Origin of the sequence: Staphylococcus gallinarum (assembly GCF_000875895.1) — a bacterium.
GTDB lineage: Bacteria > Bacillota > Bacilli > Staphylococcales > Staphylococcaceae > Staphylococcus > Staphylococcus gallinarum.
Genome location: NZ_JXCF01000009.1, coordinates 37159 through 57119 on the forward strand (window position 1 = coordinate 37159; position 19961 = coordinate 57119).

Here is a 19961-nt window from a genome sequence, read left to right on the forward strand (position 1 = left end):
CTCCTTATAAATTTTCGTATTCATTATGAAGATTGAATTTTGTTTCATATTGGTAAGCAACACGATATAACGTCTTCTCATCGAACGGTTTACCGATAAATTGTAAGCCAATTGGACGACCGTTAGATTTACCACAAGGAACAGAAATACCTGGTAAACCAGCCAAGTTAACTGGTGTCGTTAATAGATCATTTGCATACATTGTTAATGGATCATCAATTTCCTCACCTAGATTAAAGGCTGGAGTTGGTGTAGTTGGACCAACAACAACGTCATATTCTTTGAATACACGATCAAAATCATTTTTGATAAGTGTTCTTACTTTTTGTGATTTTTTATAAAATGCGTCATAGTATCCTGAACTTAAAGCAAATGTTCCTAAGTAAATACGACGCTTAACTTCAGCACCAAAGCCTTCGCTTCGAGACATTTTGTATAATTCTTCTAATGAGTTTGCTTCAGGTGAGTGATAACCATATCTAATACCATCAAAACGTGATAAGTTTGATGATGCTTCAGAAGATGCAATAACATAATATGATGGAATACCATATTTAGTATTAGGTAGTGATACTTCTTCTACGGTAGCTCCTAATTCAGTTAAAGTTTCAACTGCTTGTTGTACAGATGCTTTAACTTCTTCAGAAACACCTTCTCCTAAATATTCTTTAGGTAATGCAATTTTTAATCCTTTAATGTCTTTACCGATATCTGAAGTAAAATCAGCATCTTCAACTGGTGCACTTGTTGAATCATGTTCGTCTAATCCAGTAATTGCTTCAAGTACTAATGCGTTATCTTTAACAGTACGAGTCAATGGTCCAATTTGGTCTAAAGATGAAGCGAATGCAACTAATCCAAAGCGAGACACACGACCGTATGTTGGTTTCAATCCTACAATTCCGCAATATGCTGCTGGTTGACGAATAGAACCACCTGTATCAGATCCTAAAGTAAATGGTACTAAACCGGCTGCAACCGCTGCAGCAGAACCACCTGATGATCCACCAGGAACAGCAGTATGGTCAAATGGATTCACTGTCTTCTTATAATATGAAGTCTCTGTTGAACCACCCATTGCGAACTCATCCATATTGACTTTACCGATTAGTATCGCTTGCTCATTATGTAGTTTATTCATTACAGTTGATTCATAAATCGGTACGAATCCTTCTAACATTTTACTTGCACACGTTGTTTCCACGCCTTCTGTAATAATGTTATCTTTAATTCCCATTGGGATACCAAATAGTTTCCCTTCCATTTGATCTTTCGCTTGTAATTCATCTAATTCTTGTGCTTTTTTAATAGCATTTTCTTTATCTAAAGCAAGAAACGATTTAATTGTTGGATCTGTTTCTTCTATTGCATCGTATATATCACTAACGATTTGTGACGGTTTAACTTCTTTATTTTTAATTAATTTAATTAAATTTTCTACAGACTCATAACGAATGGTCATCTTACGCGTCCTCCTCATTCATGATAGATGGTACTTTAAATTGACCATCTTCAGTGTCTTTTGCATTTTTCAATGCAAGCTCTTGAGGAATACCCTCGATTGCTTTATCTTCACGTAATACATTTTGTAAATCTAAAACGTGATATGTTGGTTCGATATCACTTGTATCTGCAGTATCAATTTGGTTGGCAAAATTTAAGATACTTTCTAATGTATCTTGCATTTCAGTTGTTTCTTCTTCAGTAATTTGAAGTCTAGCTAAGTTTGCAATATGCTCAACTTCTTCACGTGTAACTTTAGCCATTAAATTAAAAGCCTCCTTTTTACTCATTCATTACAAAATTGTACCAAAATTTCGCTTAAAAATCTAAGTTTTTCACTATTATCAGTAAATTAGTCTATAAAGCTTTATCTTTCCTTGTGATTTTAATCAACAATATAATTTTAAGCAACTTGACTCTTTTATAATTTTATTAAAGTTGCGATGTACATTTTGCATATTAAACCACCCTTTTTTATACACGGGATATAATTGCACTATTATATTGTAAGCGCTTAATTTACTGTGATAAAAAGATTTTTATAAAATTTATTTGAATTCCCACTATTCTAACAATTAAATTCAATGTATAATAATTCATGTAACACAATTATATACTTATAGACAAAGGGGGATGTTCATCATGATGATTTTAGGTTCTTCATTAGCCAGTCAAGTACATGCAACTTGGCAAACATATATCATGATCGTAGTTTATTTCCTCATTTTACTTGTGATTGGTTATTATGGTTATAAACAGTCAACTGGTAACTTGAGTGAATTTATGCTCGGAGGTAGAAGCATAGGGCCCTATGTAACAGCTTTATCTGCTGGTGCCTCTGATATGAGTGGTTGGATGATAATGGGATTACCTGGTTCGGTATACAGTACCGGTCTATCAGCAATGTGGATCACTATTGGTCTTTCACTAGGTGCATACATAAATTACTTTGTAGTAGCACCAAGACTACGTGTTTATACAGAAATAGCTGGGGATGCTATCACATTACCTGATTTCTTCAAGAATAGATTAGACGATCGTAAAAATTATATTAAAATTATTTCTGGCTTAATTATCGTCGTCTTCTTTACTTTATATACTCATTCAGGTTTTGTTTCTGGTGGTAAATTATTCGAGAGCGCATTTGGCTTAAATTATCACTTTGGTTTAATTTTAGTCGCTGCAATCGTTATTTTTTATACATTCTTTGGAGGTTATATGGCAGTATCCATCACTGACTTCTTCCAAGGTGTAATCATGTTAATTGCTATGGTTATGGTACCTATCGTTGCTTTGATTGAATTAAGTGGCTTAGATACATTTAGACAAGTTGCCGAAATGAAACCAACGAATTTAAATTTATTTAAAGGGACAACAGTGTTAGGAATTATTTCACTATTAGCATGGGGATTAGGTTACTTTGGACAACCACATATCATTGTGCGTTTTATGTCTATTAAAACACATAAAATGTTACCAAAAGCGCGTCGCCTTGGTATTAGCTGGATGGTGGTTGGTTTACTTGGTGCCGTAGCAGTTGGACTTACAGGTATTGCTTTCATTTCTGAACGCAACATTAAAATGGAAGACCCTGAAACTCTATTTATTATTATGAGTCAAATCTTATTCCATCCATTAGTTGGTGGTTTCTTGCTTGCAGCAATTTTAGCAGCAATTATGAGCACCATTTCTTCACAATTGCTCGTTACCTCTAGTTCTTTAACTGAGGACTTTTACAAATTAATTCGTGGAGAAGAAAAAGCAAAGACACATGAAAAAGAATTTGTAATGGTCGGTCGTTTATCTGTATTACTTGTGGCGATAGTAGCAATTTGGATTGCTTGGTCACCAAACGATACGATCTTAAACTTAGTTGGTAATGCTTGGGCAGGTTTCGGTGCAGCATTTAGTCCACTTGTCATCTTCTCACTTTATTGGAAAGGTTTATCAAGAGCTGGTGCTTTAAGTGGTATGATTGTTGGTGCAATCGTTGTTATCATTTGGATTGCGTGGATTAAACCACTCGCTGAAATTAATGAAATTTTTGGTATGTATGAAATTATCCCAGGATTCTTAGCTAGTGTCATCGTAACTTATGTCGTTAGTAAAATGACTAAGAAGCCAGGAGACTTTGTAGATCATGATATCGCAGAAGTGAAACGTATATTGAAAGATTAATAAAAAGTTTTTAACAAATCACATAACGTCTGAGATATTAAAATATTAGATACATGAAAAGGCAATTTCTATTGAAATAATATAGGAATTGCCTTTTTTTAAAGTATTTTAATCTACCCTCAGATCTGGCAATGACGTATTTTGGCGAGACTCCTGAGGGAACAGGACAAGCGGAAGACTACAGGCTGAAGCTGTCCCCTAGGAAAGCGAGCCAACAATAAGAAATATGAATAATAAACCAACAGCTGAAGTATTATTTATTTAATGATTGATATAGCAACATAAACAAGACAAATTGAATACAAGCATTTAAATGAATGCTAATTTAAAAGTCACAAATGTTTTCTACGTATTTTGGCGAGACTCCTGAGGGAACAGGACGAGCGGAAGACTATAGGCTGAAGCTGTCCCCTAGGAAAGCGAGCCAACAATACGTAATATATAAAAATAAAGCACTCAGATAAATTTAATTCATTCATCTGAGTGCTTTATTTGGAATTTAAATCTCATAATTTTTAATTATTGTTTTTATAAATATGAACTTGTGGCTCTTTATCATCTTTTGTTTTGCTGATTAATGCTTTTGAATCATTTCCATCCTTAATGTGAATCTCATATTCATCAATATTATCGAAATATTTTTCAGCTTGTTCCGTAACATATTGTGTGATTCCAATTGTTTCTGCTTTACCATAGAAATCTATCGGAATATCAACAGACAATTGCTTCGCTTTTTTATTATCAAATTTAGCCGTCCCAACAGCTTGAGAGAAGTTATTGAAATAACTTTGCAAATTATCATTAAATTGTTTGAAATTCGTGTTTAAATTTTCATCTAAATCAGCTGCTTCATTTGAAGGTAGTAACACTGTTTTTTGTTTAATATCTTTCCATTCATTGATACGTGTTTTTCCTTCTTCTACTGTCGTACCACTGATAAATTCACCTGGTACAATAGAGTTTTCACCAGATTGCTTATAAATAGCAAAGTGGATAGGAATATCCTTAAGTTCTTTATTTTCTCTCAATCTTGATAGAATTTCACTAGCCATTTGTTGACCTTGCTTTTTGATTTCTTTATCGTCTAATTTTTTACTAAATGTTTCGCCATCTTTTTCCTTTTGATAGTAATATGTACCATTCATCGCTAATCCAATAGTCATACCCTTTATTTTCTTACCTTTTGTATCTCCACTCGCATAGAAATCTTGTTCCAAAATATTAGAAAGATATGCCGGTGATTTTTTGGCAATTTTTTCAGGATCACTTTCACCTTTATGTGAAGGATTTAAACCTAAATTTTCATTCGCTTTCTTTTCTTTGCGCTCATCTTCGTCCATCTTATCTACTTCACTCTTAGTATATTTGGGTTGTAGATAAGCATTAATTGTATCCTTATCAAAGTACTGACCATCTTGATAGATATAGTCATCAGTTGGGAATACTTCTTTACTTAATTCCAATAAGCCATCTTCAAAGTCTTCACCATTATAACTATTTGCCATATTATCTTGTAATACACCACGAGCTTGACTTTCTTTAAACGGCAGAATGGTTCTATAGTTATTACCTTGGACATTTTTATCAGTTGCAATTTCTTTTACAGAGCCTGATTCTTGTTGATCATTTGTTGCTTGTTGTTTTTTGTTGTTGCCATTGTCATCATTACCACATGCAGACAACACAAAAATCGCCGAGATGATTAATATAAGCGTTCTTTTCATGCCAGATCTCCTCTATCCCTCAATTTCTTTTTGTTTATTCATAAACTCTTCTTCTGACCAGACTTCAGTACCAAACTTTTCAGCTTTTGTTAATTTTGAACCAGCATCTTCACCAGCAATAACTAAATCTGTACTCTTAGTGACACTACTTGTCACCTTAGCACCATGATTTTCTAACCATTTAGAAGCTTCACTTCTAGTCATCTGTTGTAACTTACCGGTCAATACAATTGTTTTATCATTGAACTCAGGGTGACCTTCCACTTCAGAAACTTTCACACCTTTGTAAAGCATATTAACATTTTTCGCTTTAAGTTTATCAATTAGCGCACGAATATCTTCATTTTCTAAATATGTAACCACTGATTGAGCGAGTTTATGACCAATATCATGAATACTGGTAAATTCTTCCTCGGTTACTTCAAATAATTTATCGATAGAGCCATATTTTTCAGCAATAACTCTACTCGCCTTTACCCCTAGATGTCGTATACCTAAACCAAAAAGTAATTGTTCTAGAGAATTAGATTTAGCATTTTCAATCGCAGTTAAAAGATTATTGACTTTCTTTTCACCCATTCTCTCTAGTGGTAATAGGTCTTCTGCCGTTAGATAAAAAATATCTGCTACATCTTTAATTTTTTCGTTTTCATATAATTGTTGAATAATTTTCGTACCTAAACCATCAATATTCATTGCTTGTCTAGAAACAAAATGAATCATACCTTCTACCAATTGTGCCTGACATTTAGGATTGATACATCTAAGTGCTACCTCTCCTTCAATACGAACAAGTTCATGGTCACAACTTGGACAATGCGTAGGCATGTGATAAACAGTCGCATCTTCAGGTCTTCTGTCGATAACACTTTTTATAACTTCCGGAATGATATCTCCAGCCTTTTTGATAATTACACTGTCACCAATTCTGATGTCTTTTTCATGTATTAAGTCTTCATTATGTAACGAGGCACGTGATACTGTTGTCCCTGCAACTTTAACAGGTTCTAATACTGCAGTTGGTGTGACTACGCCAGTTCGCCCAATACTTAGTTCAATATCTTTTAGCTTTGTAATCACTTCTTCAGCTGGAAACTTATATGCAATGGCCCATCTTGGCGATTTTTGAGTAAAACCTAATTCATCTTGTTGGTCAATAGCATTAACCTTTATAACTATACCGTCAATGTCATAAGGTAAATCCTCACGCTGTGCTGTCCATTTTTCAATATATTGTAAAACTTCGTCTATCGTTTCTACACGTTGGCGTTCGTGATTCGTTTTAAATCCTAGTTCATCTAACTCATCTAACGCTTCACTTTGTGTAACAGCATTAAACTGTGTAAAGTCATTGACACTATATAAAAATACGCTCAATTTACGTTTGGCCGCTAATTTAGAATCTAATTGGCGTAATGAACCTGCTGCAGCATTTCGTGGATTGGCAAAAGGTTGCTCATCATTTTTTTCCTTTTCTTCATTTAAATTAATAAATGATTGACGTGGCATGTATGCCTCACCACGAACTTCAAAAGTTCGCGTATCGTTGATTTTTAATGGTATCGCATGAATGGTACGTAAATTTTCTGTAATGTCTTCACCAATCGTCCCATCGCCACGTGTTAAGCCTTGTACGAAACGACCATTCTCATATTTAAGAGAAACGGCTAATCCATCAATTTTCAATTCGCACATATATTCAACTGGACCAATAAGGTCCCTGATACGCTGATCAAATTTGCGCAAATCTTCTTCATTGAATGCATTGCCTAAACTCAACATTGGTGTATCATGTGCAACCTTTTCAAATGTAGATTGCGCCGATCCACCAACTCTTACTGTTGGTGAATCTGGTGAACGCAATTCTGGATGTTCTGCTTCAATGTCGATTAATTCATGTAATAATTTATCATATTCACTATCGGGTACCGATGGGTTATCTTGTACATAGTATTCGTAACTATATTGGTTTAATAATTTGTGTAACGTTTTTACACGTGTTTGTAACTCTGCCAAGTGTTATTCCCCTTTCTTTTCTATCGGTGCAAATTGAGCGAGTAATCGTTTAGGTCCTTGAGATTTGAAAATAATATCTAATTCTACTGAACCATTCTTTTCATTTACATTACTAACCATACCCTCACCCCAAGATTTATGAATGACTTTATCTCCAACTTTCCAATCTGAAGTTGATTGCGAATTACTTGATGTTGTCGCGCGTCTACTATATCCACGCTTTGCTGGTTGTTTCGTCGCTGATTTAAATCCATTGGTAGTTTGTGATCTTGGCTTAGATTGATTTACTTTATCTAATAAATCTTCAGGAATCTCTCTTAGGAACCTTGATGGCACGTTAGATTGTGGGCGCCCAAATAACATTCTTGAAGTTGCGTGAGTTATATATAATGTCTCTTCTGCTCTTGTAATGGCTACGTAGCATATTCTACGTTCTTCTTCCATTTCGTGATCATCGTCACTTTTTATAGCTCTAATATGTGGGAACAGTGATTCTTCCATACCCATTATAAAGACAATTGGAAACTCCAAACCTTTAGCAGAGTGCATTGTCATCAATGTAACACCATCTTCGATTTGCGCTTCGTCAATATCTGCAACTAATGATAAGTCCGTCAAGAAATTAATTAATGATTGTTCTTCAAGTGGTGTATTTTCTTCATAATCTTTCGGTACAGACATAAATTCATCAATATTTTCCAAACGACTTCTTGATTCTAAAGTTTGTTCACGTTCTAACATTTCTCTATACCCAGATTTTTCAAGCACTTCGACTACAATTTCACTAATTTCTAAGAATTCTTGTTGTTTTATTAAGTTTTGCATTACCTCATAAAACTGAACACATTCTTGTGTCACTTTCTTAGATAATCCAATAAAGTCTACTTCTGCTAAGGCATCAAACATACTAATATCATTTTGATTTGCGTATGCTTGTATCTTATCCACTGATGACGGACCTATACCTCTCTTAGGAACATTTATAATACGTTGTAAACTGATGTCATCATTACTATTTGCAATAATACGTAAATAACTTAATAGATCCTTAATTTCTTTACGATCATAGAACTTTTGACCACCAACCATCGTATAAGGAATATTCGATTTCATAAATGTTTCCTCTAATACACGAGATTGTGCATTTGTACGATATAAAATAGCCATATCTTGATACTTCTTACCATTGCGTTGATGCTTCATCATTTCACGAACAACATATTCCGCTTCATCACGCTCTGTCGTAGCCTCATAATAATGAATCTTATCACCATCAGTATTACCAGTCCAAAGTCCTTTCGGCTTTCTTTCAGAATTATGTTTAATTACCTCATTAGCTGCGTTCAGAATATTTTTTGTAGAACGGTAATTTTGCTCTAGGAAAATAGTCTTTGCTTCTGGATAGTCTTCTTCAAATGATAAAATATTTTGAATATCTGCACCACGCCAACCATAAATAGACTGGTCTGAATCACCTACGACACATAAGTTTTTAAATTTACTTGCTAATAAATTAACTAACGTATATTGTGCCTTATTGGTATCTTGATACTCATCCACATGAATGTATTGGAATTTATTTTGATAATAATCTAACACCTCTGGCACACGTTCAAATAAACGAATTGTTACCATGATTAAATCATCAAAATCTAATGCCTCATTACGTGAAAGTTGTCTTTGATAACCTTTATATACTGTAGCTACCATTTGTGAATGGTAATCTTGAGCTTCGTTTTGAGCATCTTCCGGTGTTTTCAATTCATTTTTAAGGTTACTGATTGCTCCGATAAACATTCTTGGTTCAAATTTTTTACTATCGATATTTTCATTTTTCAATACATCTTTAATGACAGACTTTTGATCTGTTGGATCGATAATCGTAAAGTTTCTTTCAATACCTATACGATCAGCATCACGTCTTAATATTCTCACGCACATTGAATGGAATGTTGACATCCAAATTACTTGCGCTTCTTCGCCAACTAATGCCTCTACACGTTCTTTCATTTCTCTTGCAGCTTTATTTGTGAACGTTATTGCTAACACATTATATGGAGACACATCTTTTTCATCAAGCAAATAAGCTATACGATGTGTTAATACACGTGTCTTACCTGATCCTGCTCCTGCCATTATCAGCAATGGACCTTCAGTCGTACGTACTGCTTGGCTTTGTTCATCATTCATCTTACTAACTAATGCATTCATTTATGTGACTCCTTTATTTTAACTGTTTTTAATGCTTGTTTAATATCTGTATATATAACATCTCCGACAATTATGGTATCTGCATATGCTGCCATTTCTCTTGCAGCCTCTAAACTGTCAATACCACCACCATAAAATAATTGTGTTTCAGTTAACATATCAGCTGCAGCTTTTACATAATCTTTATTACCATATGTCCCACTATATTCTATGTACATGACAGGCAACTTATACATATCATTAATCATCTGAGCATACGCTTCAATATCTTCAATTGACAAATCTGTGCTCGCATCAGTCAATTCGGCAACCTTACTCTTAGGATTCAACACAACATAACCTTCAAACACGACTTCATCGAAATCAATAACATGACCGAATGACTTTAAAGCCTCTAATAATATGCCATTATGAAATTTAACGTCATTACTATTTAAGACGGTTGGAATAAAATAAAAATCAAATCCTGGCATTACACTTTCAACATTAGAAACCTCTAAAGCTAAAGGTAATGGATAACGTCTTACACGACTCATTAACTGGATTACATTATCCTCTGTAACATTGTCAGTCCCTCCGATAATGATTGCGTCAGTGTTTGACATACATAATGATTCCAAATCCTCATCTGAGATTGTTTTTGCAGGGTCTAATTTAAAAATATGTTCCCACTGTTTTATGTCATACATGATATGTTACTCCTTTATTTAGCATACATTGTATTATATCATTTTTAGCCAGTGGTTTCTAAAATGATGTTAAAAATGAGCGACTCAATAAGCGAGTTTTTTGTTAACATCCATTTAACTAAATGCAGGTAGTATTTATTCACTTTTTCTCATTCTTTAATAGTTACAAGGTATTATAATTCCTTTCTTTATTTAACAAAAATGGGTAATAAATATCCCACACTTTATAAATTGTATGTCGTTTGATAGGTTTTGGAGGAGGATTTCAGCCAGCCATAAAAAATTCCCTTCAAAGTTAACATTTTCCAGTGTCAATTTTGAAGGGTACTAATCATTACGTATTGGCGCTATTATTCTGAAATTGAAATTCATGATCCAAGCGCTTTTAACTTAAGTTATTATTTTGATTGTATTTCGTAATAATGTTCTAAATTAGTATGTTCATCTGTGATTATTTTCGCTAATGTTTTACCAACATACCTAATATGCCATGCTTCATAAGCATACCCAGTTTGTTTAGATTGTCCCTTGGGATAACGAATAATAAAACCATACTCAGCTACATGACGCTCTAACCAATGTGCTTCTTTAGAATTTTGAAAGTCTTTATGAAAATCTTTCATTGGTCTATGAGTACCAACATCAAATGCCAATCCAGTTTGATGTTCAGAATGACCTGGTTTCGCTGTATATTGCTCTGCTGTCATTTTACCGTCTTTTTTCTCATATGCTGCTACTACTTTCTTTTGTTCATTATAACTACGATAGCCACTGACATAGTTTAAATCCATGTTATCCTTTTGAGCATTTTCTAATAATTTATCAAGCTGATGGCGCGCATGCTTATTTTCCTTTGGCTTATAGTTTGGAGGTAGGCTATAACGTTTGTTAACAATGACATGACCATTCACTCGTGTAACGCCCTGTGCTTTGGTGATGATTGGCACCGCATGAGTCGGCTTTATCATTGTATTTGCTTCTTCTGTATTTTTATTATAAGACTTAACAACCGATATGATTAACCAGACGATAATAATCAAACAAATTATAATAAAAATCACACTGCTAATCATCAACTTTTTTAACATAAATTACCCCTTCCATCATATAAAAGCATACGCTTATCACATCATTTATCCCCCAATATACACGCATAATAATTAACAAGCTACACTTTACTATGTCAACATCCAATATTACATACAACAAAATTTATCACAATAAAAAAGATTTTTATAGTAAAAAAACTACCAACTCAGTTCTATGACATAGTTGGTAGTAATTAATTATTATTTAGTCGGCTGTTTCAATATTCATGCGTTCAAGAATAACAGTGTAGGCATCGTTCCCCCACTGTAAAGATCTCTTCACTCGAGAAATTGTAGCAGTTGAAGCACCTGATTCTTGTTCAATAGTTGCGTAAGTGTAACCTTGCTTAATCATTTTAGCTACTTGTAATCGTTGTGATAATGACTGTAATTCATTTACGGTACATAAATCATCAAAAAATTGATAACATTCTTCACGATTTTCAAGCGTTAAAATTGCATCAAACAATTCGTCCAATGCTTGTCCTCTTAATTTTTCTATTTGCATAAAAACAACCCCTGTATTTTTCAATTTAATCTCGTTTTAACGTACTAACACATTAAAGTGTAACGATTTTTATTGAAAAATTCAAGTTAAGTTAACTTTTAAACTAAACCTGCACGTTCAAAAATTGTATCAACTTGATTTAAATGATGTTCAGGATTGAAACATTCATCTAATTCTTCTTTTGACAATTGACTTGTAATTGCATCGTCTTGTTCAATTAAAGTTCTGAATGGTGTCTTAGTTTGCCATGATTCCATTGCTTTAGGTTGAACACTGTCATAAGCTGCCTCACGTGCCATACCTTTATTAATTAATGCTAATAAAACACGTTGTGAATAAATTAGACCAAATGTTTTATCAATATTTGCTTTCATATTATCTTCATAGACTGTTAATCTGTCCACGATATTTGTGAATCGATTTAATGCGTAATCTAGTGCAATAGTAACATCCGGTAACATGATACGTTCAGCAGATGAATGTGAAATATCTCGTTCATGCCATAATGGTACATTTTCGTAGGCTGTTGTAACGTAACCTCTGATCACACGTGCGATACCTGTAATGTTTTCAGAACCGATAGGATTACGTTTATGAGGCATTGCTGAAGAACCCTTCTGACCTTTAGCAAATGCTTCTTCAACTTCTCTTGTTTCAGTTTTTTGTAAATTACGAATTTCTACTGCGAATTTTTCCAAAGAAGTGCCAATCAAGGCTAATGTCGCAATATAATAAGCGTGTCTATCACGTTGTAATGTTTGAGTAGAAACCGGTGCAGTATCAATTCCTAAATGCTCACATACATATGCTTCAATTTCTGGTGGAATATTTGCAAATGTACCAACTGCTCCACTCATTTTACCAACTTCAATTTCTTCTCTTACACGTTTAAAACGCTCTAAATTACGTTGCATTTCTGTGTACCAAAGTGCCATCTTCACACCAAATGTAGTAGGTTCAGCATGAACACCATGTGTACGTCCCATCATTAATGTATATTTATAATCTTTTGCTTTTTGTGCTAATACTTCGATAAATCTCTCTAAATCTTTTTCAATAATGTCATTTGCTTGTTTAATTACATAACTCAAAGCAGTATCTACAACATCTGTTGAAGTTAAACCATAATGAACCCACTTACGCTCTTCACCTAAAGTTTCTGAAACTTGTCTAGTAAATGCAACGACGTCATGACGTGTTTCTTGCTCAATTTCTTGCGCACGTTCTACATTCACTTTTGCATTTTGACGGATTTTCTTTACATCTTCTTCCGGGATGTCCCCTAATTTACTCCAAGCTTCACATGCTAGAATTTCCACTTCTAACCATGCTTCATAGCGGTTTTGGTCAGTCCAAATATTTGACATTTCTTCTCTTGAATAACGTTCAATCATTGAAATAAGCTCCTATCTTACGTAAGTTTTAGTTCACAAACCCAAAAACATGTACATTTAATGAAAAATAGAGTTTAAAGTTCGTGTTTAATCTCTTCACTACTAGTTTAACAGAATTATTATCAAATGTATAAACCTTTTAGGTTTTCTTTTAAAATTTTTAACTTGTTGTTCAGTTCAATTAAATTCATCCTTTAAAAAAAGACCGCATGGTAACACCATGCGATCATTATTTTAAGATTCCATTAAACGACCTACAAATTCAATATCTTGTCTTAGCACTTCGACACTACCGTCTTTATTTTCTTTGTAAACAGGCTTTTCGAAACGTTTCACCGGCATATACCCTGCTTCACGCATGCGCTGTAAACAATCCTGAATTGATTCGTTTTCTTCTACTTTGAATTTTTGTTGTTTTTTCATATACTTTCAACTTCATCCGTATCATATTGTTTAAGTTTCTTACTTTTAAGACCTTTAGCCCAAAAGCCTCCATGTATCGTACGTGGTTCATATGCTACGATAAAAGCCTTATTGTCTATTTGTTTAATTGTATCGATTAATTTAAACTCAAATCGTCTCGGCGTTAAAATTTGTAGAATTAAGCGGTCACCGTCTCTACCGTAAGCAGTATAGTGTGTTACACCATACCCTAAATCTCTCAATTGTCGCGGTAAATCTAATTCATACTCTGAAGATGTAACATTGACGACAGTATAGCCGAGAGCCAATTTTTCTTCTATCTTCATCCCTACAATAATACCGATTGAAAAACCAAAAGCGTAAGCAATAATATTTTGAATTTGGTCTAAACTTGACATTACCATCCCTAGACCGACAACATAAACTAAGACTTCTAAAAAACTAACGACAGCAGCAACATATCGATAACCTTTTAACGTCAATATTGTTCGCATTGTTAAAAATGATACATATGCAACATTAACTACAAATATCGCTAATACCATTAACCACGGATTAGAAGTTATTACTGACATATTCATTGTCCTTTCTCATACATTAAATTTAAGTAATTTTATCAACTCACACTTTATTTGTCACTAAAAAAATTACGCTAAATTTAATTTTTCGGCCATGAATATCTTGTGTATGCTAGCTCTCTTTTATGTGCTGTTTTGATATAGTGTTGTTCAATTGTCGCCTTCGCTTCACTAGACACTGGCTTACCTTCTAGATAATCATCAATGTCATTATAGCTGACACCCAAAGCTTCTTCGTCTGGTAATTGCGGTTTGTCTTCTTCTAAATCTGCTGTTGGTGTTTTTTCATATAAATGACTTGGGGCATCTAAAGTTTGTAATAACTGTCTACCTTGTCGCTTATTCAGACCAAATATCGGTGCGATATCTGCTGCACCGTCACCATATTTAGTATAAAATCCAGTAATATTTTCTGCTGAATGATCCGTACCTACAACAATGCCCTGTTTATTTGAAGCAATAGAAAATTGCACCTTCATACGTTCACGTGCTTTTTCATTACCTTTTTGGAAATCAGTAAGTTCAATTCCAGCCTCTTTTAATGACTGTACACTTTGATCAACCGCAGGCTTAATATTTACTGTAATTGTCTTATCCGGTTGAATAAATGCTAATGCATCCTCTACTTCGTCCGCATCTTGTTGTTGACCATAGGGTAATTTCACTGCAATAAATTGACAATCTATTTGCTCTTCTCTCAATTCATTAACTGCGATTTGGCATAATTTACCTGTTAATGTTGAATCTTGCCCTCCAGAAATACCTAATACCAATGACTTAATAAAAGAATGCGTTTGTATATAACCTTTAATAAATTGAATGATGCTACGAATTTCAGCTTTACTATCTATTTCAGGTTTCACTTTCATTTCCTTTACGATAATATCTTGTAAATTACTCATGTTCTTCCTCCATCTCCTTTACATGTTCAGCCACTTCAAATATACGTTTATGTTTATTTTCCCAACATGCAGTACTTAAATCAACTGGATACTCTTGTGGATTTAAATGACGTTTATTTTCTTCCCATAAATGTGAAAGGTTCTCTGTTAAATAACGTTGCGCTTCCTTTTCACTTGGTAAGTCATAAACGAGTTGTCCATCTTTAAAAATATCACTGTGTAAGTCCTTAGCTATAAATGATTTAATAAATTTCATTTTATATGTGTGGACAGGATGGAACAATTTCAGAGGTGCTTCGTCATTTGGATTTTCATGTTCTAATGTAATGTAGTCACCTTCTGCTTTGTTTGTTTTCTTATTAATAATACGGTAAACATTCTTTTTACCTGGTGTTGTTACCTTTTCAGCATTATTAGATAATTTAATACGATCTACATATTCACCTTGTTCATTTTCGACGGCAACAAGTTTATATACCGCACCAAGTGCTGGTTGATCGTAGCCAGTAATTAATTTCGTGCCAACGCCCCACGAATCGACTCTTGCACCTTGTGATTTCAAACTCATGATTGTTTCTTCATCTAAATCATTTGAGGCAATAATTTTGGCATCTTTAAAGCCCGCTTCATCTAACATTTTTCGAGCTTCTTTAGATAAATAAGCGATATCCCCTGAATCCAAACGGATACCAACAAAGTTTATTTTGTCACCTAACTCCTTAGCAACCTTTATTGCTGTTGGTACACCTGACTTTAATGTATGGAACGTATCAACTAAGAACACACAATCTCTATGACGTTCTGCGTACTTTTTAAAGGCAATATACTCATCGCCATATGCTTGTACCATTGCATGCGCATGTGTGCCAGATACAGGGATATCAAATAGTTTGCCAGCTCTCACATTACTCGTTGAATTAAAACCACCGATAAATGCAGCTCTCGCTCCCCATAAAGCAGCATCTGCTTCTTGTGCTCTTCGCGTACCAAATTCCATTAATTTATCGTTTCTCGCAACTTGTCTAATTCTACTCGCTTTTGTTGTAATTAGCGTGTGGAAATTCACAATATTCAACAACATGGTTTCTATAAGTTGTGCTTGAATTAACGGTGCTTCTACTCGAAGTAGCGGCTCATTCCCAAAGCAAAGTTCCCCTTCTTGCATTGAGCGTATATGACCAGTGAATTTCAAGTCCTTTAAATAGCCTAGAAAGTCATCTTGGTAGCCAATTGATTTTAAATACGCAATATCATTTGCTGAAAAATGAAAATCACTAATAAAATCTATAATTTTTTTTAATCCATTAAATACAGCGTAACCACTGTCAAATGGCATATTTCTAAAATATAAATCAAATACTGACCATCGCTCATGAATGCCATCATTCCAGTATGTTTCAGCCATATTTATTTGATATAAATCATTATGTAATACAAATGTATCATCTTCAAATTGGTACACAATTATCTCTCCAATCAGCTTTTCCATTAGTTTAGCATAAAAGAAACACTGATAGCACCTTAAATATGATGGATTTTATGTTCTTTCTATACCTTATATATATTGTACAATTTCCATATAAAAATTAAAATTATGATGATTATGTGACTGAAACAAAACAAAATAATGAATTTTCAAATTATCTCATTATATTTAAGAGCAAATCTTTTATAATATATTATGAGGTGTTAGAAATGTTAAATGAAGCCAAAGCGTTTATTAAAGCAATGTATAATGAATTAAATTATAGCAACGACACATTACGTCAACGCTTATCAGAAATTGAACACGCCATCACTAACACTGGTACGTATGAGCACACAACAGCTGAACTCACGTACGGTGCTAAAATGGCATGGCGTAATTCAAATCGCTGTATCGGAAGACTATTCTGGGAATCTTTAACCGTCAATGATGCAAGGTCAATTCATACTGAAACAGAGTTTATAACAGAAATTGAAAATCATATTGAACACGCTACAAATAATGGTAGAATCAAACCTTATATCACTATTTTCAGTGCTACAAATCCACCTACTATATACAATAATCAATTAATTCGCTATGCCGGTTATGACGATTTAGGTGACCCAGCAGAGAAGGAAGTTACAACACTCGCACAACATCTAGGTTGGCAAGGCGAGCATACAAACTTTGATATTCTTCCACTTATCTATCAAATGCCAAATGATAGTATTAAGTACCATAACTATCCAAAATCGTTAATTAAGGAAGTGCCAATTACTCATGACCGTTACCCAAAATTACAATCATTAGGTCTCAAATGGTATGCAGTACCAATTATCTCAAGTATGGATTTAAGCATAGGTGGTATTACTTATCCAACTGCTCCCTTTAATGGTTGGTATATGGTCAATGAAATTGCAGTTAGAAATTTCACAGATAATTATCGTTATAATTTATTAGAAACTGTTGCAGATGCCTTTGAATTTGATACACTTAGGAATAATACTTTTAATAAAGATAGAACACTTGTCGAATTAAATTATGCAGTCTACCATTCTTTTAGAAATGAAGGCGTCTCTATAGTGGATCATTTAACTGCATCAAAGCAATTTGAAATGTTTGAACAAGCAGAACATACTGCAGGTCGTGAAGTAACAGGAAAATGGTCTTGGTTAGCACCATCTTTGTCACCGTCATTAGTTCCAAACTATCATCATGGGTATAAAAACGAGATCAAGGATCCTAATTTTCATTATAAAAAGAAAGCACCGACCGGTTGTCCTTTTCATTAAAAGTACGTAATCAACATATAGAACAAGGGGTAACGTTATGAAACTTTATTATCTGGGACCGAAGGGTACATTTTCTTACTTAGCTGCAAAACAATATAAATCTGAAGATGCATATGATTTTATACCTAAATCAAATTTATACGAGGTCGTTCAAGCAGTATCTCATGATGACGAAAGTATCGCAGTCGTTCCGATTGAAAACTCAATTGAGGGAACCATTAATATCGTCGCTGATGCATTAACTCAACAAAATATCTATGCACAAGGTGAATTACATTTAGATATTCAATTTGCACTTTATGGCCCGGACGATGCAACTGTTAATGATATTAACAAAGTCTATTCCATTGCACCGGCAATCAGTCAGACAAGTCAATATATTCAAAACCACGGATTTGATTATGATTATGTCGAAAGTACAATCAGTAGCCTAGATAAAATTTCAGATCAAACTGGCGCTATTGCACCCTTAGGCAGTGGCGAACCATATGGATATAAAGCAATCGCTCACAATATCCAAGACTTTCCACATAATACAACACGTTTTTTAGTTGTGAGTAATCAACCTCAGCATATTAAAGATGCAAGTGATAGCATGGTACTCATCACACCAAAATATGATAAACCTGGATTATTGGCGAGCATATTAAACACATTCGCATTATTTAATATTAACTTATCGTGGATTGAATCACGTCCATTAAAGACACAGCTAGGTATGTATCACTTTTTCGTACAGGCTGACTCACCTATTAATGACGAGCTTAATAAAGTGATTAAAATATTAAATACTTTAGACTTTGAAGTTACAGTAATTGGTTCCTTTAATAAAATGGACCTATCAGATAAATCATAGATATAAAAACTTTCACCATTTTTCGTCAAAACAAAGTTTTAACAAATACGAAAAGCGATAATGTGACACAATTTTAGTGTCGACATTATCGCTTTTTTTACATATTATTTCAGTGGCAATGGTTTCGTAATATCTATACCTAACACTGGTGGTACTAGGAAATAGACAATAAGTACGATAACGACCACACTGATCATGTTTACCCAAAATCCTACACTTGCCATTTTCTTTATCGTAATCCGACCTGTTCCAAAAACAATGGCATTTGGAGGTGTTCCAACCGGTAGCATGTATGCGCAATTAGCTGCCATAGCTGCTGGCACCATTAATAATAATGGGTGAACATTTACTGCTACTGATAGTGTAGCTAATATAGGTAATATCATTGTCGCTGTAGCTGTATTCGATGTGATTTCTGTTAAGAAGAGTACAAATAAAGTAATAACAATAACGATAAGTAATGGACTGACGCCTTCTATTAAGCGTAATTGGTCGCCCAACCATTTTGCCAATCCACTTGAGGAGATACCTTTAGCTAATGCTAAACCTCCTCCGAATAATATTAAGACACCCCAAGGTAAATCCTTTGCGACATCCCAATCAATAATACGTTTATGCTTAGCTTTATTTTTCGCAGGTATTAAAAATAATAAGACAGATATAAATATAGCGATTGTGCCATCTGCAACTTCAGATGTTAATTCCCAACGCTTTAATAAAAATTCCCTACTAATCCATAAAAAACTAGCTAAAATAAACACAAATTGAACGACCTTTTCTTCAAATTTCATCTTGCCTAACTCATCAAGTTTATCCTTGATAACATTATGACCACCAGGCAAAGTTTTCATTTCATGTTTAAATGCTACAAATCGAATATAAGCCCAGACAATTGCCAGTAAAATAATCACCGTAGGAACCCCAATAATCATCCATTTTGCGAAACTAATTTCCTCACCGAAAGCCGACTGATACTGACCCTTCAAAATGATTAATGGAGGCGTTCCAATTAAAGTATGTAGACCATACCCCCATTTATTTTATTTCAACAATCTCACTTAATTTCAATGTAAACAATCCCTCATCAATATACATTTGCAACACTTGATTATGCGTATCTACTTTGTGTAC

Annotated in this window: 16 protein-coding genes and 1 pseudogene; 3 read left to right on the plus strand and 14 right to left on the minus strand. The window is 34.0% G+C overall.

The window, feature by feature from the left end:
• Positions 1–4: 4 nt before the first annotated feature.
• Positions 5–1462: an Asp-tRNA(Asn)/Glu-tRNA(Gln) amidotransferase subunit GatA gene (gene gatA, locus SH09_RS08320; protein WP_042739190.1), complete on the minus strand. Its 1458-nt coding sequence runs from the start codon at positions 1460–1462 to the stop codon at positions 5–7.
• A 1-nt stretch (position 1463) separates the two neighbouring features.
• On the minus strand, positions 1464–1766 hold the full coding sequence (gatC, locus tag SH09_RS08325; RefSeq protein WP_042739191.1) for an Asp-tRNA(Asn)/Glu-tRNA(Gln) amidotransferase subunit GatC: 303 nt from the start codon (positions 1764–1766) through the stop codon (positions 1464–1466).
• Between the two features lie 379 nt (positions 1767–2145).
• Here gatC and putP point away from each other — a divergent pair, with 379 nt between their 5' ends.
• The gene (putP, locus tag SH09_RS08330; RefSeq protein ID WP_042739192.1) at positions 2146–3681 is read left to right on the plus strand and encodes a sodium/proline symporter PutP; all 1536 of its coding nucleotides are present in this window, start codon (positions 2146–2148) and stop codon (positions 3679–3681) included.
• Between the two features lie 515 nt (positions 3682–4196).
• Here the strand turns inward: putP and SH09_RS08335 are convergent.
• From SH09_RS08335 to SH09_RS08385, 11 genes are all read right to left on the minus strand, one after another.
• Positions 4197–5405, minus strand: a complete 1209-nt coding sequence (locus tag SH09_RS08335) for a CamS family sex pheromone protein (protein ID WP_042739193.1) — start codon at positions 5403–5405, stop codon at positions 4197–4199.
• Between the two features lie 12 nt (positions 5406–5417).
• Positions 5418–7421, minus strand: a complete 2004-nt coding sequence (gene ligA, locus SH09_RS08340) for an NAD-dependent DNA ligase LigA (protein WP_042739194.1) — start codon at positions 7419–7421, stop codon at positions 5418–5420.
• Between the two features lie 3 nt (positions 7422–7424).
• Positions 7425–9632 (minus strand): DNA helicase PcrA, encoded by a 2208-nt coding sequence (pcrA, locus tag SH09_RS08345; RefSeq protein WP_042739195.1) that lies wholly within the window; start codon positions 9630–9632, stop codon positions 7425–7427.
• Positions 9629–10321 (minus strand): heptaprenylglyceryl phosphate synthase, encoded by a 693-nt coding sequence (gene pcrB, locus SH09_RS08350; RefSeq protein WP_042739196.1) that lies wholly within the window; start codon positions 10319–10321, stop codon positions 9629–9631. Before pcrB ends, pcrA begins: the two co-directional genes overlap by 4 nt.
• A 398-nt stretch (positions 10322–10719) precedes the next feature.
• The gene (locus tag SH09_RS08355; RefSeq protein ID WP_042739197.1) at positions 10720–11409 is read right to left on the minus strand and encodes a M15 family metallopeptidase; all 690 of its coding nucleotides are present in this window, start codon (positions 11407–11409) and stop codon (positions 10720–10722) included.
• A gap of 205 nt (positions 11410–11614) precedes the next feature.
• A complete protein-coding gene (locus SH09_RS08360; protein ID WP_042739198.1) occupies positions 11615–11917 on the minus strand; it encodes a YerC/YecD family TrpR-related protein in 303 nt (100 codons plus the stop codon).
• 98 nt (positions 11918–12015) lie between these two features.
• Positions 12016–13311, minus strand: a complete 1296-nt coding sequence (gene purB / locus SH09_RS08365; RefSeq protein WP_042739199.1) for an adenylosuccinate lyase — start codon at positions 13309–13311, stop codon at positions 12016–12018.
• A gap of 234 nt (positions 13312–13545) precedes the next feature.
• Positions 13546–13734: an NETI motif-containing protein gene (locus tag SH09_RS08370; protein WP_042739200.1), complete on the minus strand. Its 189-nt coding sequence runs from the start codon at positions 13732–13734 to the stop codon at positions 13546–13548.
• Positions 13731–14309: a DUF2179 domain-containing protein gene (locus SH09_RS08375; RefSeq protein WP_042739205.1), complete on the minus strand. Its 579-nt coding sequence runs from the start codon at positions 14307–14309 to the stop codon at positions 13731–13733. Before SH09_RS08375 ends, SH09_RS08370 begins: the two co-directional genes overlap by 4 nt.
• An 83-nt stretch (positions 14310–14392) precedes the next feature.
• A complete protein-coding gene (nadE, locus tag SH09_RS08380) occupies positions 14393–15214 on the minus strand; it encodes an ammonia-dependent NAD(+) synthetase (RefSeq protein ID WP_042739201.1) in 822 nt (273 codons plus the stop codon).
• Positions 15207–16676 (minus strand): nicotinate phosphoribosyltransferase, encoded by a 1470-nt coding sequence (locus SH09_RS08385; protein WP_042739202.1) that lies wholly within the window; start codon positions 16674–16676, stop codon positions 15207–15209. The genes nadE and SH09_RS08385 overlap by 8 nt, the downstream gene beginning before the upstream one ends.
• Before the next feature lie 233 nt (positions 16677–16909).
• Here SH09_RS08385 and SH09_RS08390 point away from each other — a divergent pair, with 233 nt between their 5' ends.
• Both SH09_RS08390 and pheA read left to right on the plus strand, forming a co-directional pair.
• The gene (locus SH09_RS08390; RefSeq protein ID WP_042739203.1) at positions 16910–17974 is read left to right on the plus strand and encodes a nitric oxide synthase oxygenase; all 1065 of its coding nucleotides are present in this window, start codon (positions 16910–16912) and stop codon (positions 17972–17974) included.
• A gap of 37 nt (positions 17975–18011) precedes the next feature.
• Positions 18012–18830 carry a prephenate dehydratase gene (pheA, locus tag SH09_RS08395; RefSeq protein WP_042739204.1) on the plus strand — a complete coding sequence of 273 codons (819 nt, stop codon included), beginning with the start codon at positions 18012–18014 and terminating at the stop codon, positions 18828–18830.
• 104 nt (positions 18831–18934) lie between these two features.
• Here the strand turns inward: pheA and SH09_RS08400 are convergent.
• A pseudogene (locus SH09_RS08400) lies at positions 18935–19855 on the minus strand (SLC13 family permease); the annotation flags it as partial.
• Positions 19856–19961: the final 106 nt, after the last annotated feature.